Source organism: Paraburkholderia sp. BCC1876, assembly GCF_902833695.1.
Lineage (GTDB): Bacteria > Pseudomonadota > Gammaproteobacteria > Burkholderiales > Burkholderiaceae > Paraburkholderia.
This window is the reverse complement of sequence record NZ_CADFGI010000008.1, coordinates 229,116-249,257: the sequence shown is the minus strand read 5'-3', so window position 1 is coordinate 249,257 and position 20,142 is coordinate 229,116. Positions and strand designations below refer to the sequence as shown.

Here is a 20,142-nt window from a genome sequence, read left to right as displayed (position 1 = left end):
GAGATCACATATCCACCGGGCTCCGCCCTTCGTAGCGCTTGAGCCGCGGCGTCACAGGCGCCGGACTCGGGTCGGACCAAGTCGGCATGGTCTGTAGCCAGCGCGAGCAAAACAAAGACCGGTCCGACTGTCACGGGCATCTGTAGCGGGCCGTCTATCATTGCGTCGAGTCGCGTCGCAAGTTCGCGTGCTGCCTTGTCGCCACCCGGGATCGAATTCTGCGCCATGGTTCAATACCCCCGTTTTCCAAATTCTGATTCTGTCTCAAACACTATTGTTTTGTGTCGAACTCTATTGTCGCGTCACAGCTGAGTTTGCTGGGGCAATACGAAGCGCTAAGCTGCCTCGGCTCCCTTTACGAGGACTTGCAATTCCTCTGCGCCAAGCGCTGGCAACTCCACCCCCGCGACGATCGCGGGCAGCGCAGCCATGATGCCGTTCCATGCCTTAGCGGCTTCCTCGTGAAAAATCCTCACGTACTGGTTATCTCCTGCCGCATTTTCAGCGTCGGAGAGATGTTGCGCGCGCGTCTCTGCGTGGCCGACGGCTTTCCACACTGCCATTCGTGCGTCGCCAGTTAAGTAGAGGCAGTTTGCGTCCATCCAAGCGCGGCATTTGACGACAACATCGACATTCTGGCGGGCCGCAAGTAGTTCCTTAACGCGGAGAAACGCCTCTTGGTGCGCGGCCATACGTCGCTCCGCAACTAGCGTCCGCAATGCATGGCGTTGCTTCGAAGCTTCGATCAACTCGTTGAATCGATGCTCTACCGCTTTTTGCGCAGCCGTGATTTCTGCGATGTCTTCTTTCGTGGCCAGGTTCTCACCCTTTTTTCGGAAATAGCTAGGCAAGAAATCGCGGACAAGCAAGCCGAGCAGGAAGGCCAAAATCCCGATCAAAACATCGATGACTGGAGTCATGGAATTTTCCTATTCGCCAAAGCCTGTTGCACGCGCCCACTCCTTGCCCGCCATGAAGTCACGATGCGGGTAGAGAGGAAACAGCTTGCGCGCTTTCGCATGCAGAGCAGTGCCTGCCTCAGAGTATGCGTCTGCCATTTCTTCGTGTGCCAGTGACGAAAACGGCAGGTTCTGTTCGTGGCACTGGCTAGCCAAGCTGTCGAGTACTTTGGATCGCAGGTAAGCGGCCCGGTTGAATGCGGTCGATTCGGTAGTCATGAGTTCCATGTTTTCCGTCGTTTCTATCAAACTCTCAGCGCTCATGCTTCAGCGACAGCGCGCCAGCATCCCAGCGATCGGCATTCATGACCAGAGCGGCGACAGGGCTGTTTCACCCGAAAGGCAACGCCGCATAGAGGAACGGCGAAAGCAATAAGGGCATGACGAAAGCGATCAGTTCCAAGAGCATATCGGTGTAGAAGCGACGCCGTTACCTCCAGCGGCTTCCCCTACCTGTCGCTGACCGGGACCCGGACCTGAGCCGCAAGCAAATGTCTCGTTCGGATTATGTTGCTGTTGACCTACCCCCGAACCACGGCTGAGACGACTAGACTCGAGTACGTTTGCTATTGCATTATTCATCGCCGTCGATGGCGCCAGGAAGTCCTCCACCGCTTTATTTCTCGCTTCCACTATAGCTCGATACTTACTCTGCCATATGCGAGCGCGCGCTTTGTCATGGGCAGCAAGAATTGCTTTCGCCTCCGGCATCATTTTTACGATTTCCAAGTCATACTTTAGGACTTCTGGCGGCTCTTGTCCGGTCCGGATCATTTGTTTATCAAAATTTATTTGCCGGTCTATATCGGATTGGTTAAGGGTTGCGTTTTTCTGTTCAGTTTCATATTGAGTAAGAGCCACATTCGGCTTTACGGTAACCGCGTTCGAATTGACTGAGTCGTGAACATGGCCGCTCTGTGTGGCCTTCACCTCGGTTTGTGGAGATGCTACTAATTGCTGTGAGCATGACAGCAATGGCAGGATTGCGATAACAGTAACAGCAATACTGATCTTCATTGTTTTCCTTTCGTGGATTACTCAAGCCACTGCGGCTTTGCGCTTGAGGTAGGCGCGCTTACCATAACGATAGGCTGCCCAACTGCCGAGGCCCACCATGACTGCTCCGCAGACCACCCACCCGACGACAGGTACGGCTGCCGATCCCGCCGCGGCGCCAGCGATCGACGACACCCCGCCGACCATCCCCGCGCCCCCAGCTGCGATGCTGCCACCGCCAGCAGCCGCAAGAGCACCGGTCGTTGCAGCTGCACTGCCGGCCACGCCTGCCAACGTCGCCCCCGCAGCAGCCTCCGCCGCGCCCGCGACCATCGCCACGCCTATTGACGCACCAGCTGCCGCCCCGGCAGTAGCGCCGGCTCCCGCTGCTATGGCTTCGCCTACGTCCAGTTGGTATTGTTTCATGTTCGCTTACCTCAGATCCGGCCGACGGCTGCCGGCCGTACGCGGGGCGCCCACGCGCCAGTTGTTTTCCGTGATTACTGATTGCGGCTCGCCGCGCGCTCTTGCCTGTCAAACCGCGCGCTGCATATTGCGATATATGCGCTGCCTATCGTGCGGCCCGCCAACGTATTCGAGCGCCACGCATTGAACGAACGTGCCTCGCGCGTTTGGCCGTCTTGCCCGGTGACGATGTGCGACTCGACGCCGATCCGTGTTACCGAACGACCCAGCACCACAAACACAGCAGCCGTCACGATTACGAATGCCCCAACAACGATGATTGTCTGCATGATTTTCCGGTGGTTTAGTGAGCGAACCGCGCGGCGATATCGAGTGCGCCCGCGAGCGCGACATAGAACGCGACCGTGCCGAATGCAGCGATAGCGATCCTCTGGTCCTGGCCGCGCTGAAGCGCGAACAGGTGCGTCGCAACCTTGCCCGTCTTGCGCCAACTGTCCGCATACGCGGCCTTCACTGACGCAGCGGGTGACATGACGAACATCATCATCTGGAGGGTGAGAGCCAGCAGCATAGCCAGCCCGATTGCCTGAAGCACCATCTAACTTCTCCTTTCCTCGTTGTCAGTCACAGTTCTCGCCTAGAACGAGCAACTGGGCGTCCGCCGGTACATCAATATCGGCGAGGCCGAACATACCCAACGTCTCGTGATCAGGGCGAAGGGGATAGACCGCCTGCTTCAGCTGGGTCATCTCGCCCGCTGCCAAACCATGCTTCGCGAGCCAGTCGAGATAGGCTTGCCGGTGTTCCGCTTTTACCCCGTAGTCCAACCGGTCCGCCTTGCACGTCCGGCAGAACTCCTCGTCGGCGAGCGCTGCCATCAGCTCACCGCCACGGGTCGGCTTGAGTTCAAGCGCGTATCCGTTGAGTTTGTAGATGGAGAAACCTCCGCACGTGTGCGATAACGCGCCCCATTCGCTTTCGTCCCTTCTGATCGATGGTCGCCACAACACCAGCCAAGGCCCGTTATCGTCAAGCCAGACCTCGTTCGAGCGAGCGTCATTTCCCCATCGCCTCAACATAATTTTCCGGTCTGTTTATTTGTGTCCGCTTGATTGCACGCGGTCGATAACGTCCAGCGCCTGCTCCCAAGCCCAACGAATGCCGGAAGCACGCATATCAGCGGCCAGTTCGGACAGGCCGACACCATCAAGCATTCGTGCGTAGTCGTCGTTGTGGGCCGCGTGTGCCTCGTCGCCCATGGCGACGACCGGCTTGTAGACCAACGAGGCCCACGCCATCATCACGCCCTTGGCCCGATTCTCGAAAGCCGCGCGCTCCCGCCGATTTTTGGTGCTCCTGGCCTGCGCCATGAATGCGCTAACTTGAAGTTCGACGTGCCGAGTCAATTCCGCGTAAGTGAAGTTGATTTCGCTCATGGCGTTGTCCGAATTTTCCGGTGTTACTCGACCGCGAGGCGGATAGGCTCCGCACGGCCAAAAAATGAGTCGGGCATCGCAAGCAGGCTTCGCAGTCGTTCAACGCTCGGTTGATCCCAAACCAAAAATCGGCGGGGAGCGTTTTGCGCATACACATCAGGTCCATCCCGGAAGCTGGTTGCAGGCCACTCGACCTGAGAGCTGCCCCCTTCGCTATCAGAAAGCTCGTTCGCTAAACAGCGAACAACCACGAAAGAATGGGGTAGCCCCTCGCCGTCATACGTGACGCCGCCACGAACGGAAAGCGTCCCGATGTTGTCGTGTGTCGCGTTTTCGCGCGGCAATTCTTGAAACACGACCGGCGCGGGCAGTGCGCAAAAATCCACGAACGAAACGATTTGCATGTTGGTTTTCCGTTATCAGTTGGCGCGTTGCTTCGGAAGGTACTTGCGCTCGATAGCGCGTTCGATTACGACGCTGGCGAGTAGACACGCGATGCCGACAGGTACGCCAAAGTCCCACAACACCCCGGCCACTTTGCACGACCACACTATTGCCACGCTGGCGATGCACCAGGCAATCGGCACCAACAACGTCCATCCGGGTAGCTTGCCCTCGACTGTCATTTTTCTCATGGTTTTCCGTGATTACTGATTGCGGCTCGCCGCGCGCTCTTGCCTGTCAAACCGCGCGCTGCATATTGCGATATATGCGCTGCCTATCGTGCGGCCCGCCAACGTATTCGAGCGCCACGCATTGAACGAACGTGCCTCGCGCGTTTGGCCGTCTTGCCCGGTGACGATGTGCGACTCGACGCCGATCCGTGTTACCGAACGACCCAGCACCACAAACACAGCAGCCGTCACGATTACGAATGCCCCAACAACGATGATTGTCTGCATGATTTTCCTAGGTGCGAGCGTGGATACGTTCCCACGTCTTCGTCAACGCCTTACACGTTGCGGTAACAACCGCTTCGACGTACGCGCAGTCTTGTGCGAGCTTGATGATTTGCGGGTCATTCTCGCCCGCGCCCGATGCGCGGAGAGAATTCGTCTCGCGTTTCAATTCTTCGACCAGGGCACTTGTCGTTGCCACAAGGTCGGCCGCGCGGGCCCCAATGTCCAATGCTCGTTGCGAAGCATTCACCGGGTTGTGCGCTGCGGCCAGAAGGCGATTGATTGCGTCCATTTCCATGTGGCTATTTTCCGTCGTCAAACCGTGGATGCACGAACCAGTTCGCCAAGCAGTGTTTCGGCAACTCTAAGAACTGGCAATCCCCCGACCTGCGTGCTTTTCGTTCCATAGGCCGAATGGACCGTCACCAAGTTGCCGTCCACTTCGAAGCGACCACTGTAGAGCTTTCCGTTGATAGTGATATTTATCTCGCTCATATCCCTTCCTGTTTTCCGTTGTCACGCTTTAGCGAAATGTTCCAGCCGATACGTATGCGTCTACGAGTTCTCGACCGATCTCATAGCGAAGAACATCCCCATTCTCACAGCGCAGAATAGGACCTTGCTCCCCAAGCACATTGGTGCCAACTTGAACAACTCCGCCCGCAGCCTGGAATTGGGCCACAGCGCCATCGAGGAAGGCGATGATTTTCTCTCGATTCAACGGAGGCGTTTTCGGCAATAGGCTGTGCACCGCATATAGTTTCTTGGCAATTTCGAACTGCTCGTACAATCGGAGCCGCTGTGCTTCGCGTTCCATCTGCCCGCCTTCATCAGTTTGCTTGCTCATACCCTTTCCCTTGTACCTGGGCTACCGGCGTTTCGCGATCACTGCGTGTCATATTTCGCGAGCAATTCCTGATAGTCGAGGCAACGCGCGTCCATGGCCGTCAACGCTGCTCGATACGCCTCGCTATGTGCGTTCGAAATCCGTTGAAATTCCTCTTGCGCCTTCGACCACGTGTGCCCGTTCGCCCGGAGAGAGTCGATTAGGGAACCGTGACTGCCAAGCGTTAGTCGCCATGCCTCGTGCTCACGCATGGCTGTTTCGCGTGCCACATGCCAAGCCTCAAGCGCCTTATCCAGTTGTTCTTTGGTAACCATAATTTTCCCTATTCTGCAAAGACTTCCTGCAAGGTTCGCAGGGTATCCAACAACGTGTTATCGGCTACTTCGCCCTCTTTCTTGACTAGGCGCACCTTGTCTACTGCGCGAATCTGATCCAGAAGGATCAAGCCCTGTTTGCGCTTGAACGTCACGGGAATCCGAAACGGCGCAGCACGCCCCTTGGAAGTCATCGGCGCGACGACTACTGTGCGCAAGTGGTCGTGCATTTCGGGAGGTGAAACGACGACGCAGGGGCGCGTCTTTTGAATTTCGCTACCAAGCGTCGGATCGAGCGCAACCAACCAGACTTCCCCGCGCATTACCATGCAAGCTCCGCGTCATCGGCATTCGAAAACTCGCCCATGACAAGCGTATCGCCTCCACTTTCCGCCAGAGCCTTGCTTGCTTCCGCCCAACCATCGCGGGCCTTGTGCTTCGGGCGTCGCAAAACAATCGCGTCGTTCTCGACCTCCATTTCCACCTCGCTGTCCAACCCGAGTTGCGCAAGGACGGGCTTCGGAATCAGCACGCCCTGCGAATTGCCCATTCTGCGAATCGTCGTTCTCATAGATCCTCCAAAGTAATAACAATGTTAAACCATGCGATCTAAGCCGTCAACACAATGTTATTACGACGGGCGTTCCGTGTCGTGCCCGCCGCATCGGGCCGGACGCCTTTGTCAGACGGCTCTCACAACACTTCGCAAAACATCTGTCGTAGCCTCTTATCGGACACGTCGAGATACGGCAAAACGTGGTCGAATTCCGTTTTTATAAGTGGCGAATACCACAATCTTGGCGGGGACACGGTTGGCCGATATGACTCTCATATTTCGGATGCGCCTGCTGTGGCTGATGCTGACAGTCGTTGTTGCGTTGCGGAGATAGAGCTGACCGCCTCCACGTCTGCCACCGAGCCCGTTCCGCCCCCCCCGTCAGACACCCACAGCGGTCAGTCAGTCGAATCAGCGTGTTGTGGACTGGAGCACCATAAAGCGGCCGTCGGCGACTTCACCCAACGGCCAAGAAGCGTGAATTGCCCGTACCATTGTTCGGATATTCAAACGACGGCTAGACTCTGATGCCAGCCTTCGCGGCTCCGGCGGCTCGCCGGCAGCAATGGGTCGGGCCGTGTCAGTTCGATCCCCGAACTCATCGCGCTAAAGCGGTCGCTGGAGTTCAGCGGCCGGCAAGCGGCCAGTCGGCAGTGCGTATTCCCGACCCGTTACCGTCATTTGTTTAGGGCTACCGCGACGGCCGCTTTGAAACACACAATGGCCAGTGAGTGCCGAGATGGCTAGGTTTCCTGACCGCTCACGGGCTAGGCATGCAGCATCGCTTGAACTTCTTGCCGCTTCCGCACGGGCAAAGCTCATTGCGCCCGACTTTGCCAAAGTTGGCGACGGATCGCGCCAGGCGTTTTTCTTTCAAATCGGTCGCGTTCTTTTTCAGTTGTTCAAGGTGTTCGCGAGAAAGTCCGTGCAACGAGACGGTCGACATCGAGGCTCGGGTAGGGCCATTGGGACCGTACGCCAACTCGAGCAGAACACGGTTCGATTCGCCACTGGCAATCATGGCGGCTTGCGCGTGTTCAGTGGCCTTTTCGTGGCTCAGCTCGACTATCCCCTCGATGTTTAGAAATATCGTCAACCGGACGTTACCGACCGTCGACAAGGGCAAACAGCGACCGCGTTTGGGGATCGCCGCTAGCTCCTCGTCAATCCATTTGCTCAAGTCCGACCGCCAATCCCCAGCAAGATCGAGCAGGTAGCTCGCGATTCGGGAGCGGTGCATCTGGCTTTGCTCCGCTAGGAAATCGATAAGCTCCCGGATTCGAGGCGGAACTTTTTGCGTCGGCAAAGCTGGTTCATCGGCTCCTGTGAGCTTCGCTGAGAAGTACGCGTCGATCGCAGAACGATAGCCACTGAAGCTTAATCGCGCCCCTTTGTTCGAAAGATCGTCGGCGTGCATCGCATAGTTGTTGTGCTCAAGGTAGAGCCCGAGGTGGTCCAATTCGTCGTCAAGCTGAAGTTTCTCAGACGGAGCAGCACGCATGCGCTGCTCGACAAAGTGGAGGAAATCGAGTGGGCCGGCGAAGATGTCGCCGTACACACGTAGGTCTGACAGCGAAAAGGGCCAGACTGGCACCTCGCCAACGTCAACTCCAATTTTGTGTAGATGCTGGGCTTGAGCTGCGAGTTCGGTAAACGGATCAAGCGTGACTGCGCAAATGGTCTTGCAACGAAAATCGCCCTTGCGCAGCTTGCCGACTGGTCGACGTTTTGCGTCAAAAATGTCGACCTCGTCGGCACTTTCCAAATATTTCAGAAACCGCTGTGCTTGCTTGCTTGGTGCACCGACAAGTGCTTCCAACGACTTGACGTATGCAGGCAGGTCATTGGCAGGCGAGGTGTAAGTGAACGCACCGGCCTTCACCTCAATAATAAACAGGTGGTCGTCGTAAATGATGACGCAATCGGCTTCAGCTAGGTTTTTTGCGCTGCCAGATTCCGAGATGACCGGATAGTAGATCTCACGAAGTACGGTCGCCCCTGGCAGCAGTCGGCTGAAATAATCCAGAGGTAGGTTTTCCGAAATTTCCTTCCGGTTCCGGATCCACTCCTGCTTTTCAGCCTCTGACTGCTGAAATATTCGTTTTTCTAGCTGGCGATAGAAGTTGTCAAAGAGCGAATGAAGTTCAAAGCAGTAGTACGTGCCGTTGAATTTCAGAAACGGTCGTCGGAATATCGGCTGGATCCGGAGTGGCCAGCCGTTGAACTCACCATCGGCAAGAAAATCTGGTTCTTGGCCCGGCGCCCACGAGAAATCGTCGAGAAAGGCAACTGGTAAATCCGTAACCTTTCGAAGGTCGAAGAGATCCATATTCCCGAGCGCGCCAGCGCTTCGAGTCAAAGTGTCGCCATGGCCAAGACGTTCAGCCACCGCAAAAATCAATTCACCTACAGACTGAGACTGCAAGTCAGCCTCATTCTGCTCGATCATCCGTTGGACTTCCGTCATGACTTCGGTGTGCAAGTTAAACATCGAAGTCATTGCCTCATGAAGGCCAAAAATCAACGACCGCCAAATCTTCCTGAGTTCCGCCACAAGATCGTCCGACGAGATCCCATATGCCGCTTCGATCAGTTTTGACTGGCTTCTCAGCAAATCCGCAATGGCGTCGACTTGATGTACCTGATAGTAGTCGCCCCGAACGTTACACCAATGCATCTGGGCCCGAACGAAAAACTCCTCCATTGCATCGTCGTACACTGTCCCGGTCGCTTTTCGATGAGCTGTCGCGCAGCTTGGATACTCGAAATTCAACTTCTGGAAAAGCGCACCGATGTTGATTCGAAGATCGTTCCAATCCTTGTCGGATAGCTCACTCTTTTGCGCTGCGCCCCGTGGAGCCGCCGCGATCACGCTTTGCACATAGTCGATCATCCGCAACGCAGTGGCGTCATCTTGCGTTACGTCCACCTCGACCTTAATGTGCCGGCTAGACATGACCTGCTCCTGCCACGCCCGAGTCAATAGTTGATCTGGCGGCAGAACACCCACCACAGAGACGATCCGCCTGACAAGGTCGTCTATCTCTTGAACGACAGTGGCGTACCGGGCCGACAATTCTGCGAGGACCTGTGCATGATGCTCTTCAGTCCAGTTAGATGTCAGCACGACTTGCTTGCCAAACCGGGCGACTTGGAACGGGCCGTTGGAGAATACCTCGTCCGGAAATGCCCGCTTAGTTTTGCGAGGGCGCTTGTTATGCTTTCCCATATTTTAAACGTCGCCCCGTATTTGTTGGACCGTTGTCCAGGTTTGTTGAAGTAATGTTGGATACATCGCCGCGTACGCTAGGTCCAAAGGACCCGTAGTCTTAAAGGGAGCCCTGGCTCCGCAAATCAGACGACATCTAAGTATATCGAGACGGCGGTGACGGCAACTGTAGACGAGCTTGATAATACTAACCTGCGCTAACGCGAATCACTCGCCTGTCACCACGACCACCGTTTCCGAAGTGAAAACGGCCTTCGAGTTGCGCGAATGAACGACTGAAAGTGGCCGGGTTGAGGTAATGCCCTCCGCAATCTGCTCGCCGGCAACTGGCCATTGAGCGGGGGCGGACGGAGCCTCATCTATGCAAATTGGAAGGAACCCTCGACCGGCGGCTCTTAGGCCGCGCTGCGACACCGGGCTGCCAACGCATCTCGCAGATAACGTTGCGCCGCGCAATGATCACAATGATCGGGAATCGTGGTATGCCCTTATATTCCCAGTCGGGGCTAAGCGAGGATTTTGCGGATGGCAGACGCGAACCCGGCCGGGAACACCACCTGACCGCTGTCCGTCAGAACGCGGCCGATTTTGTCGATCTTCCAAGCCCAATGACCCATCGTCTTATCGGATATCGCGGTCGCTAGGGCCTTTTTTTCGTGTGCGGTCAGTTCCATCCCATTGCCTACAACTGAAGGCGGTTCCAGTTGTGTATCGCCCAGAACGAGGACGGCTTTCTGGGCAGCGATATGCCGGACCGCGATCAGTTGGGCGCGCGTCGATTCAAGATCGGCAACGAGCAGATTGATCCGGGTGCGCAAGACGGGATCCGATATGCCCTCCAGCAATTCCTCAGCCGCGGAGGGCTTGGCCGCAGAGACGCGCTTTTTCCTACCGCCTGCATGATCCGCACAAGCCGCAATGAGGGCTCGGTATTTCTCGCCGGTCTTGTTCCGAATCGCCGGAGCACTTGGCCCACCGCGCTCGGCCGACAGCCTGCCCATCGTCGCAACGGAATAGTCTGCGCTGCCACGACTCTCCTGTTCTTGGCAGAGCGCAAAAATTAAGCGCAGAGATGCCTCCGTGCGCGGGTGTACGTTCCGGCAAAGCTCTTCGAGAAACGCGGTCGGTTCAGTCTTCGTCATCGTTAAGCCGTTTTCCGAAGTTTGAGAAGTTGGTTTGAGGTCAGCTTGTTGGCGGACAACACTCGCTCCACTTCGTCAGTCATACCCAACTCCTCGAGCAGAAGACGACCTTCGATCAGTGCGTTAGTGTCGGCCCTCCCGACACGCGCCATCAGCAATTCGACAAACTGGTTGCCCACGGTCAGAGCCTCAGATTCCGATAACGCAGCGAAGACGGCTGACCGACCATTGCGCGACAACAGAGCATCGAGCAGGCGACCGCGTCGGAGATTTGCGACGAGCACGTTCTCGTTGGGGTAGACGTTCGCACGCTGGCAAATCGCGTCATATAGCTCGAACTCGGTGCACTCTGCCAATGCCGCGCGCAAGTCAGTAAGACCGCCGCTCATTACGAGAGTCAGTTTCTTGTCGTCCTTTTCGGCTGCGGATGACATGGCCGCCTTGCAACGCTCTATGAGGCGGTAATTGGCATGCCATGTGTGCGCAATGGAATCAACCTCATCGAGGACGCGATCCCGCCTGTCATAGGCAAGGCCAATCTTGCCTGGCTGATCCTGATCGCGCCCGTCAAAGGCTGCCTCCTCCAATCGATAAATTTCGTCCTCAAGCGTGCGCAGTCGCTCTGCTGCTGTCGTCAATGACACACCAACGGCGTTGAAGCGGGCAACGAGCCCTGGGAGGAAAGCAGGACCAGTTATGAAAAACCGGCAGCGAACACAATTCTTGGCGCCACCCGGGACAGGCGAGTACAACGGCTTACTCGCCGCGCCGTTCTGAACTTGACCACCCTGATCGCAGCGAGTCCCCCCAACGGGGCAAATGCCAATATCCCCAACGACCCATGACCCCGGCGAGCTTTGTTCGAGGGCGGTTGCCCCCGCGCCGTCGTTCGAGATGACCAACGAGCTGGCATTTCTCACCTCTTCGTTTTGCAGAAACCTGAGGAAATTGCTAGTCTCTGCACGTTGAATTTTTTGCTGCGCCTCGGCCAAGACCTCCGTAACATGCGCGGGCCCTGGCTTGTTGTAATAGAGGGTCATCAGAATCATCGCGTGTCCAGCAACACACTTTGACAGGATCTGTATCGGCACGCCTCCTTCGGTGGCATACGCCGTAATAAGGGAGACCCGCAGGGTATGCAAATCGTAGTTTGCCCGACAGTTTCCACCTGACTGCGGCGTCACGAATCGGATCGCTTCGCCGTTTGCCAACCGCTCGCCGCGCGCGATAACGCGAGTTTCGAGCTGTCGAAGCAACAACGCCCAGAAAACCTGAAGACGCGAGTCCAAGACCGGCTCAGACGGGTAAACCGCGCAGGGATCGCGGAAGAGGAAGCACGCCGGTTCACGCAGTCGCAGCATCTCCGGCGTGTATGAGCGCAGGACCGTCCTATCATGAATAGCCTGCCACGGCAACGGAGCCATGACGGGGTTGAACGTTTCCTGCCACTCTCGCAGCTCACGCGCGATCCCTATGACCTCGTCATGCTGCCACGGGATTTCATATCCGCGATCGTTCTGAACCTTTCCAGAATCAGCAGTTTTGTTCGTGCTCACATAAAAACCTGTGAACTCTCGGCCTGTAACTGCGTCTCCGAATTTTCTCAGGAAGCCGCGCCGGGTCTTCCGCCGACGGTCCTTTTTCGGGGCAAGTCGACCAGCGTTTGGCAGCCACTCCTTACCGTCGTATTGCTCGGTATCTGCTTCGCCGGAGTCAAGCATTCGAACTTGATACGTTCGCAGTGGAAGCATTAGTTTGACGAGGATAGCGTATGCCCTGACGGGGTTCCACTGCTTCGAGAACTCTCCGGTGATTGGATTCTTCCACATGAAGTAGTCGCCCCGCAGCGTTTTGGGCCACGCGTAATCCTTCTCGGTGACGATTCGTACTAGCTCGTGCAAATAGCGCAGCGGCAATGCCTCTCGGTGCGTTTCCGCCTGCCTTGTGCGTACAGCGAGCCGGGTAATCGGGTTGTAGTGATTAGGACTGGCCACGGGGCGCCCGAAATCATCTTCACCCGTCAGCGCGGTGGCCAAATACCAATCGAAGAAATCGGCAAAATAGTTTGTGTAGTGCCGTCGGCTGCTGTCCGCCAAACCGCGCGAGCCGACCCACTCGGACCAGGTCGGCTTGATGCTGGCAGATCGGTCGCAATACGCAGCGACCGTTCGCGGAAGACCTGGGTTGTCGATCAGGTACTGAAGTGCCCGCTCGGCCATATACGTTCTCAAAGCAAGCCCTTGGCGCTGATCGCTCAACCACTGAGACATAGCGCGCTGCCAATCGGAAAGCGTCGGGTCGCTTTCGGTCGCCCACGCGAACGTCCGATCTACGCCCACCTTGCGCTTGATACGCCCAAGACCCCAGGAGCTACGGGAGTATGTGGCTTTCGATCCATAACGGTCACGCTGCACGAGCAGCAGCGGTGGCACCATAAACGAGAGGAGCCGATTTTCGTCAACGTGAGGTGCAGACGCGACAGTCTGCGGAACAATATCGCCCGGCTCCATCACACCGAGCGTGCGCCCGGCAATTCGAAACACCGTCGTAACCACTCTCGCTCGATTAGCGCCGCCGTAAGCCGCCTGAAGTTCCCTCAACCAAGGGAAGCCGTGCATCATGAACGGGTTGGGAAAAAGCGAGGTTTTCGTCGCGAAAGGGAAGTCGCGAGGAATCGCGACGATGCCGCCGGCCCAGAGACGGAGCAGCCAGCCATAAATGTGATTCTTCTGCCCCGGTGACTTCTCGCACTCGCGACCAGCATCCATCAGGGCGTCGATTTTCTGCGCGAAGTCGTGTGGCGACTCGATGCTGGCGAATGCGCGAATCGCGGCAGACACTGCCCTTGTAGGATGCTTCATCCGCCTATCCGGCGAACGGAAGGCCTCAACCCATTCCGCCGCGATCGCGGGGGCAGCGAATACCCTCTCAGGGTCCACAAGGAGCCTGTCCGTAGATTGGTTCACTTTCAGCTGTCGCCCGGTGATAGGCGATTCGCGGACATCGAACTCCTCGGTTTGGCAAAATCGCGCCCCTAACGTCATCAATCGTTCCCCTCAAAGGCACCCGGGTTCCACGACACGGACTGCAGCAGCCTTGATTCAGCAGCACTGAGCGCGCTGTCGATAGCACTTGGCGTAGGTACGGTGTACGGGGCCTGTGACTCAATCGCCTTGTGATGCAGCGCGTATTGAACAACCTTCCGATCGATACCCGCACTAACGAGGCTTTGTCCGTAGGCATGTCGATGCCCGTGCGGCGTGGTGCCAAATTCTTTGCCGACGACGAGTCCGATTCGTCGAACTGCTTTTGCGTGCGACTGACGATACGAGTCAATGGTATAGGGGTCGCCCGCGACCGTCTCCTTGTGGCTGACGAACAGATACGGATGCGCGTATCGGCGCGATCGATAGTGGTTTATGTAGATGCGAAACAGGAACAGGAAGACCTCACCCCAAAATCCGGGAAACCAGTGGACCAGCGCATATTTCTCCGACTGATCGGTCAGTTGAAGGTCCTTCCAGCCGGCATGGAATCGGCCGTGCAACAGCGTGCGAGGTTCCAGCTGCCATTTTGTCCGTAAGTAGATCTCGCGATCGCCGTGGAACTTCTTCTTTGTCACCGGATCGAGAAAGTCGGGCGGCGCAACTCCCTGCTCGGGATGAAACAATCGCACCATAGCCCTGTTTGGAGCGAGGGGGTCAATTGCAACGTCGGTCACGTACAGATGAAACGGTTCGGATTCGCGCAGGCCACCACCGTGCAGCAAGATCGTGATCATCGCGTCGCGGACATTGATCCGCTCATACCACGGCAGGAACAGGTCTTTTCTGGGCAGCGCGAAGCCCTTGGTGATAAGGTCCACCATGGCCGCGTCCGGAAATGTCTTGGGCGGCGAACCATGGGCAATCGCAATTTTCCGCAATATCTGGACAGTCCTCGCGCGCTTCGCTGCATCCACATGATTGCTGCGGTTCATGGTATGGCTCAGCAATGCATGTGCGTGGCGCTTCTCGAAGCGTCGCCAATACGCAATCTGCTCCGCAACCGACGCCGACCTCGACGGATTCAGGGCGGTCGTGTCGTAGCGGTTCACCAGCCAATCGGAGAATGCCGTGACCGCGCTCAAGATCACCCTGGCGCGAGAAACGGATTTCGGCTCCCAATAAAGGCCTGACGGGTCCGATCCGCTCAAGTCAATCGTGCCGCCAACAAGCGCATCGGCAAATGCAGCCAACACTTGCGGGCGGTTTGGTTCACTACGAAAGTGCGCCGCGTTCGCGTGCAGGAAGTCGGCCAGAAGCCCCACTGCACGGGCCAGATCCCGCTGCCATGCGATGGAACGCGTTCGGCCATGTTCAATGACGTACTCAACGAGCGGCCGCATTGCTTGAGGCACGCTGCCCTCGCCGGTGAGTACATACAGGACGTAGATCCGGATATCTGACTGGCCAGCGCGACGCACAAGCGTGTGCACGACCGTGTGATACCGCGCCGCTTCTCGCCTAAAAGTCATGTCCAGCGCTGGTGGCCGTTGCAATCCCAGCCGTAGGCTGGATTCTCGACCATCGCCATCTCGTAGTAGCTATTGCGAAACGCGTTGTACCAGTAGCGCCGCTACCGGATCTCGATGAGGTTCTTCGGGATCGTCCGTGGAATGAGGTAACCTTCGCCCTCGAACAAGATGAGGTAGTTCTCTGCCAAGGACTAGCTACTCTGGCTACCGTTTCCTCTTTCCCTTGCTCGCTGTCGTGAAACTCTGTCGCCATAAAGGCTTCCAGAACCCTCTCGATCGTCGCGGGCATTGCCACTTCAGTACCGTTGGTCAAGAGAATCTCGAACCACGGCTTGCTCTCGGTGACGATCAGGGCATTGACCGCCGCCATCGCCGGCAGCTGGTCTTCGAGCAGTCCGACGCGCACGCGGGTCCAATCCGACAGGCTGTCGTCACCCTCGACGAAAAGATCGTGGTCGTCGCGGAGATCGGCCAGGTGCCAATTCGACGCCCTCACTGCCAAGGTAGCGCGATCATAGGCCCTGACAAGGGCAACCAGGTGCTCAGAATAGGTTGGGTAGTTCGACACGCGATCCCCTGAGATGTTTCGGCCAGCGTTGATGCGACATCTTGATCTTGCGGTCCACGACTACGGCGCAGACGTCTCCGGCTGCTGCATAGCAGCCTCCTTGTACATTTCGTAGCGCACACCATGCAAAAGTTCTGGATGCCGCCGCTGGAATGTTCGCAGAGCTTCGTGGGCAATCTGACGAATCGACGCGTCGATCGCGCCCACAAGAGGCATCACTCCCGCGCCGGGCATCTGTAGAGACCACCCCAATGCGTTCCCTCTCGACAAATGGTGATACGCAGCCGTTAATCCGGGATCAACGTGGCTTCCACCGTCTTCGTTTGCCATCCAGCAAACTAGCTGTCGGCGATTGAATTTAGCACATGTATTGTCACAAATGACCGGCGACACCGCCCACCAGTCTGAAAAGCGAGCGAGAGTCCTGCCCTGCTTGTCCAAAACAGGGAGAGGTCGCATTCTCGGCGGCTGGACACCGAAATCGATCTGTACGGATATCAGCCCTGAAAAAGTCGACTGATTCTTTTCAAAAAATGGAGCCGAGCTATCGATAAATCTCCACTGCGTCGCACCCACCTGGGCCGCCAGAGATACGCTATCGCGGCCGCTAGAATTGAGAATAACGCGGAGAGCCTGTGCGATACGTATTATCTCGTCCCGATCACCTTCATCAAAGTCACGACACGATTTCGATAGCAGTCCGAGTTGTGATCGAAGGGCATCCATCGTTTCAGCCTTGGATCGCATAACTCGTGGTTCACGACTTTTTCGCATCTATCTAATCCTCTACTCAGCTCTCAAGCTAGCGGTGTCTTGCCAAAACGTTTTGTGTTTTCAGACTATTGAGTTTCCATGCTTTCGCTCAATGATGCGATTCAATCGGAGGCCAACTCGAAGAGCAGCATTGAGATCTACAGCTCGCGCGACCACGATCTGCGGAACTCGTTATGGCAGATAGACGCTCGCGTGATTTTTCGCCGTCGCCTTTCGCATGAGTTACGTTCACTAATCAACAAGCACCGCGAACAGGTCATCCTGATCTTCAAGAAGTGACACTTCCGGGCGAAACCGAATCAATTCCTTCTCTGTTTCAGATAATACGGCTGTTGCGTGACCGGGCGCCGTTGCAAGCAAAGATCGTACAGCGTCTTCATTTCCCGCGAAACCTACGACACGTATTGAATGATTCCACTCAAATGCCCATAGCCAGACCTCCGTACCCCCGGGGTCACGGCGGACTAGCGCTTTGAAGAAGGTGTCTGCTCCTATCGCACAGAGGCGGATGTCCCATTCCCGAGCGAGAGCCATGAACCAACGGAAGCGCGGCGACCCCCAATCGGTCCGGCGGCAAGCGCCCAAAGGGAAGAATCCGCCTCGAATGAAGCCGCCAACATTGGCTTCGCGTTGATACGAGAGCCAATAAAAGAAACCTCGAAAATGGTAGTGGGCCAGTCGATACAACCGGGCTTCCTCCACCTGGACGGGCGCCGTAAAGTTAAGGGCTAAAGTGGCACCGCGGAACGCGCCTCCAATCGTGATCTGCTCTCGACTATCGGCGACTTTTTTTCCCGTACGCCGGCTTTGCGATTTGGTGGCCTTACGGAGCACTTCGTCTTTCAGGCGTTGATCATCGATTGCGTACTGCCCGAACTGATCCGGCATCATGGAAATGACGGAAATATCGTCTTCTAGGTCCGACTTGTCACCATTGCAATCGTTGCAGGCGTTCAGAATCACATTCCACTGCCCTGCGAGAGTCCCCTTTGGAACGAAACGTCGACCGATGACGTGTTCCTTCGTCTCTTTGCGGTCTGCCCCGAAGAGACGCCCACAGTAAGCACACGTCGCATTGCGCAACACGATGGCGCGGTTCGCCGGAAGTTGCGTCGCGTCGGACATGACCTCTTTTCCTCAATTGTTCCTGCTCCAATCGTTGCGTCACCGCCTCCCTTCGGTTGCCAAAACCAATGAGATATATGGGGCCAGTTGCGAGCGCAATATTACACTATGCACTTGCAAAATGTCTGTGGCGGGGACACAAAAAAAGGTCCCTCGACCCGTACCGCCTCATGAAAGGCTTCAAATATTATGTTCCCGTCACTAGCATAAGGTTCCGCATGACCTAGAAGCTGCTGCACTGTCTCAATATCGTGCCCTTGCTCTACGAGGTTACTGGCAAACGAGCGTCGGCCCGAGTGGGACGATCCACCGCGTATCCCCGCATCCCTATAGAGCTTTGTGACGTGGGATTGCAAGCTGTCACACGCTGAGTAATCAACCTGATCGCCGGCCTCGTTGATGCGACGCTTGGCGTTCATCGCAAACTTGCGACCCTTGCCAGCAAGGACCAGGCAACTTGAAGGCGCGAGTCCGCGATAGCGCTCTGCGGTTAGCTCGGTTCCCATGCCGCGCGCAATGCGATGGTTCAAATAGCACTCCAGAGCCCACACCGTTTTCGGATGCGTGAGATAGACGCATCGCTGCCTACAGCCTTTCGTAATTGCGGCCCGAAGACTGACCTCTGAACGAATCGCGCCCGAAGGGAACAGTACGTCTTGAACTTCGATTTGACCTATTTCGCTCACGCGCATTCCGCACGTAAGGCCTAGCAGGAGAACGAGGCAATCGCGCTCTGGATGGCGCGATGTTGCAGACGTGACGGCGAGTAGATGCCGGATTTGAGCCGGTCGAAGTGTTGCTGCTTGGGCCATGCGCCCCTCTGAATGAGATCGGTAAATGACGTATTCAGAGAGAGATTTGGTTAGGCTCTTTCTCAAGCGTATCACGGCTTGTTTATTCGATTCCTCGGAAAAACCGGCGCGGCACGAACGATGCTGTGTGCATCGCACACCAAGGAGAACACCATGGAACGGACGTTTGAACAGACGATATCTGATCTGCGCATGCTGCTGCGTGATCAGCCTCCTTCCACGACCGCCGACGTGACCGACGGCGCGGTCGTTTTTCTCGCCGGCGACGAAGTGCGGGGCGCGTTTCTGAGCGCTGACGAGCCCGACGGTCTGGACGAGCCGTTTGTCGTCGACGCGTGGTTCGTCGGTCAGATAACTGACAATCTTCGGGACTGGTTCACCGAACCGCGCTTCACACGCCGGCCGTCGTTGCGCGCCTGGATACTCGATGCACCGCCGGCGGCGGTGGCGGATTAGCTTCCGCGCCGCAGTTGTAGCCGTTCGACGTGCGCTGCCCAGTCGGTGCCGCGGCGACGACCGGCGATAGAGCGGTGGAGTCGGCCGCCGCAAACTGCCCGGCACCGGGCGCCTACGGCAGCACTCCGGCTGCTTTGATGCTACGCGTCGCGCGCGACGGGCTGGTCGCCGCCGAGCAGACCCGTCAACGTGCGCGCGTTGCGCTGGCCCTGATCTTCATAATTGTTGTTGAAAATCACGTGTGTGCGTGCAACAAGCGCGGCGACTCTTCTGATCTCATCGGCAAGCCCTGCGAGTTCCTCGTCGTTGTAGTCGTAATTGAAACGGTCGCTTGCTGATGTGGCATCCTTGATATTCCAGGTGGCGTGGTTACGTCCATGCAAGCGGACGAGTGCCAGCCGGTCGTTAGTCGCCTCCCACACCGATGGAATGCTGTTGCCCGAGCCCTGCGGCTCGTCGACGATCACATTGACGAGGCCGCGCTCGCGCTCAAAGGCGAGGGTAGACGGCGCGTGCTTTTCGTCGAACCAAGATTTGTTGCGAAACTCGACGGCCATCGTGTAGCCAGTCATCACGTCCGCACAGTGCGCGACATGTGCCATGTCCTTCGGCGCGGTCGTCACCCACGGCGCGAACTGGAAGTGAACGGCGCCGAGCTGGCCTGCCGCGCGAAGTGGCTCGATCGCTTCGAGGTACCGGCGCCACAGTTCCGCGCGAATATCGTCCGGCACGTCCTTGTAGTACAGGTTTTTTTTGCCATTCTGGGGCAGGGCGGCCTGCATGTCCTTCGGAAACATGTCGCGCGCCGTCTGGTGTCCCGTGAAGAGCCGGAACGCCTTGATGTTGAAGGTGAAGTCCGCAGGCGTGCGTTCGACCCACAGGACCGAGTTCGATCCGCTGGGCATCGCGTAGTAACTGGAGTCGACCTCCACGATCGGGAACTGACTCGCGTAGAAGCGCAGGCGCGCCTCGGCGCTGCTGCAGCCGGGCGGGTAGAAGCGCTTGCTCTTGATCAGCGTCGGGTCAGTCCAGCTTGCCGTGCCCACGAAAATACTCATGCGGTTGTCCCCTGTAGTGGTTCAACGGA

Annotated in this window: 23 protein-coding genes; 1 reads left to right on the top strand and 22 read right to left on the bottom strand. The window is 57.0% G+C overall.

Going from position 1 to position 20,142, the window contains the following annotated elements; all coding sequences use genetic code 11:
* Nucleotides 1-335: 335 nt before the first annotated feature.
* The 21 genes from HWY05_RS26950 to HWY05_RS26850 form a co-directional block, all read right to left on the bottom strand.
* Nucleotides 336-920: a hypothetical protein gene (locus tag HWY05_RS26950; protein WP_176060228.1), complete on the bottom strand. Its 585-nt coding sequence runs from the start codon at nucleotides 918-920 to the stop codon at nucleotides 336-338.
* Between the two features lie 9 nt (nucleotides 921-929).
* Nucleotides 930-1,187, bottom strand: coding sequence for a hypothetical protein (locus tag HWY05_RS26945; protein WP_176060227.1), 258 nt, complete (start codon nucleotides 1,185-1,187; stop codon nucleotides 930-932).
* Between the two features lie 165 nt (nucleotides 1,188-1,352).
* Nucleotides 1,353-1,976 (bottom strand): hypothetical protein, encoded by a 624-nt coding sequence (locus tag HWY05_RS26940; RefSeq protein WP_176060226.1) that lies wholly within the window; start codon nucleotides 1,974-1,976, stop codon nucleotides 1,353-1,355.
* A gap of 748 nt (nucleotides 1,977-2,724) precedes the next feature.
* The gene (locus HWY05_RS26935; RefSeq protein ID WP_176060225.1) at nucleotides 2,725-2,979 is read right to left on the bottom strand and encodes a hypothetical protein; all 255 of its coding nucleotides are present in this window, start codon (nucleotides 2,977-2,979) and stop codon (nucleotides 2,725-2,727) included.
* A gap of 22 nt (nucleotides 2,980-3,001) precedes the next feature.
* A complete protein-coding gene (locus HWY05_RS26930; RefSeq protein ID WP_176060224.1) occupies nucleotides 3,002-3,460 on the bottom strand; it encodes a hypothetical protein in 459 nt (152 codons plus the stop codon).
* Between the two features lie 15 nt (nucleotides 3,461-3,475).
* Entirely contained in the window at nucleotides 3,476-3,817 is a 342-nt protein-coding gene (locus HWY05_RS26925; RefSeq protein WP_176060223.1) for a hypothetical protein, read from the bottom strand.
* A 23-nt stretch (nucleotides 3,818-3,840) separates the two neighbouring features.
* Complete coding sequence (locus tag HWY05_RS26920; protein WP_176060222.1) at nucleotides 3,841-4,221, bottom strand: hypothetical protein; 381 nt, start codon at nucleotides 4,219-4,221, stop codon at nucleotides 3,841-3,843.
* Between the two features lie 15 nt (nucleotides 4,222-4,236).
* On the bottom strand, nucleotides 4,237-4,452 hold the full coding sequence (locus HWY05_RS26915; protein ID WP_176060221.1) for a hypothetical protein: 216 nt from the start codon (nucleotides 4,450-4,452) through the stop codon (nucleotides 4,237-4,239).
* A gap of 274 nt (nucleotides 4,453-4,726) precedes the next feature.
* Complete coding sequence (locus HWY05_RS26910) at nucleotides 4,727-5,014, bottom strand: hypothetical protein (protein ID WP_114158417.1); 288 nt, start codon at nucleotides 5,012-5,014, stop codon at nucleotides 4,727-4,729.
* A 17-nt stretch (nucleotides 5,015-5,031) separates the two neighbouring features.
* Complete coding sequence (locus HWY05_RS26905) at nucleotides 5,032-5,211, bottom strand: hypothetical protein (protein WP_176060220.1); 180 nt, start codon at nucleotides 5,209-5,211, stop codon at nucleotides 5,032-5,034.
* A gap of 28 nt (nucleotides 5,212-5,239) precedes the next feature.
* On the bottom strand, nucleotides 5,240-5,563 hold the full coding sequence (locus HWY05_RS26900) for a hypothetical protein (RefSeq protein WP_176060219.1): 324 nt from the start codon (nucleotides 5,561-5,563) through the stop codon (nucleotides 5,240-5,242).
* Nucleotides 5,564-5,601: 38 nt separating this feature from the next.
* Nucleotides 5,602-5,877 carry a hypothetical protein gene (locus tag HWY05_RS26895; RefSeq protein WP_176060218.1) on the bottom strand — a complete coding sequence of 92 codons (276 nt, stop codon included), beginning with the start codon at nucleotides 5,875-5,877 and terminating at the stop codon, nucleotides 5,602-5,604.
* An 8-nt stretch (nucleotides 5,878-5,885) separates the two neighbouring features.
* Entirely contained in the window at nucleotides 5,886-6,206 is a 321-nt protein-coding gene (locus HWY05_RS26890; RefSeq protein ID WP_176060217.1) for a type II toxin-antitoxin system PemK/MazF family toxin, read from the bottom strand.
* The gene (locus HWY05_RS26885) at nucleotides 6,200-6,448 is read right to left on the bottom strand and encodes an AbrB/MazE/SpoVT family DNA-binding domain-containing protein (RefSeq protein WP_176060216.1); all 249 of its coding nucleotides are present in this window, start codon (nucleotides 6,446-6,448) and stop codon (nucleotides 6,200-6,202) included. The genes HWY05_RS26890 and HWY05_RS26885 overlap by 7 nt, the downstream gene beginning before the upstream one ends.
* Before the next feature lie 745 nt (nucleotides 6,449-7,193).
* Nucleotides 7,194-9,662, bottom strand: coding sequence for an SEC-C metal-binding domain-containing protein (locus HWY05_RS26880; protein WP_176060215.1), 2,469 nt, complete (start codon nucleotides 9,660-9,662; stop codon nucleotides 7,194-7,196).
* A gap of 506 nt (nucleotides 9,663-10,168) precedes the next feature.
* Nucleotides 10,169-10,804 (bottom strand): gamma-mobile-trio protein GmtX, encoded by a 636-nt coding sequence (gene gmtX, locus HWY05_RS26875; RefSeq protein ID WP_176060214.1) that lies wholly within the window; start codon nucleotides 10,802-10,804, stop codon nucleotides 10,169-10,171.
* Between the two features lie 2 nt (nucleotides 10,805-10,806).
* Nucleotides 10,807-13,665 carry a VPA1269 family protein gene (locus HWY05_RS26870; protein WP_176060213.1) on the bottom strand — a complete coding sequence of 953 codons (2,859 nt, stop codon included), beginning with the start codon at nucleotides 13,663-13,665 and terminating at the stop codon, nucleotides 10,807-10,809.
* 182 nt (nucleotides 13,666-13,847) lie between these two features.
* Nucleotides 13,848-15,320 carry a gamma-mobile-trio recombinase GmtY gene (gene gmtY, locus HWY05_RS26865; protein ID WP_176060212.1) on the bottom strand — a complete coding sequence of 491 codons (1,473 nt, stop codon included), beginning with the start codon at nucleotides 15,318-15,320 and terminating at the stop codon, nucleotides 13,848-13,850.
* 628 nt (nucleotides 15,321-15,948) lie between these two features.
* Nucleotides 15,949-16,662: a hypothetical protein gene (locus HWY05_RS26860; RefSeq protein WP_176060211.1), complete on the bottom strand. Its 714-nt coding sequence runs from the start codon at nucleotides 16,660-16,662 to the stop codon at nucleotides 15,949-15,951.
* A gap of 231 nt (nucleotides 16,663-16,893) precedes the next feature.
* On the bottom strand, nucleotides 16,894-17,787 hold the full coding sequence (locus tag HWY05_RS26855) for a hypothetical protein (RefSeq protein WP_176060210.1): 894 nt from the start codon (nucleotides 17,785-17,787) through the stop codon (nucleotides 16,894-16,896).
* A 101-nt stretch (nucleotides 17,788-17,888) separates the two neighbouring features.
* Nucleotides 17,889-18,599, bottom strand: coding sequence for a site-specific integrase (locus HWY05_RS26850; RefSeq protein WP_244146710.1), 711 nt, complete (start codon nucleotides 18,597-18,599; stop codon nucleotides 17,889-17,891).
* A 153-nt stretch (nucleotides 18,600-18,752) separates the two neighbouring features.
* Here HWY05_RS26850 and HWY05_RS26845 point away from each other — a divergent pair, with 153 nt between their 5' ends.
* A complete protein-coding gene (locus HWY05_RS26845; RefSeq protein WP_176060209.1) occupies nucleotides 18,753-19,055 on the top strand; it encodes a hypothetical protein in 303 nt (100 codons plus the stop codon).
* Between the two features lie 140 nt (nucleotides 19,056-19,195).
* Here the strand turns inward: HWY05_RS26845 and HWY05_RS26840 are convergent, their stop codons facing one another.
* Nucleotides 19,196-20,113 (bottom strand): DUF72 domain-containing protein, encoded by a 918-nt coding sequence (locus HWY05_RS26840; protein ID WP_176060208.1) that lies wholly within the window; start codon nucleotides 20,111-20,113, stop codon nucleotides 19,196-19,198.
* Between the last annotated feature and the right edge of the window lie 29 nt (nucleotides 20,114-20,142).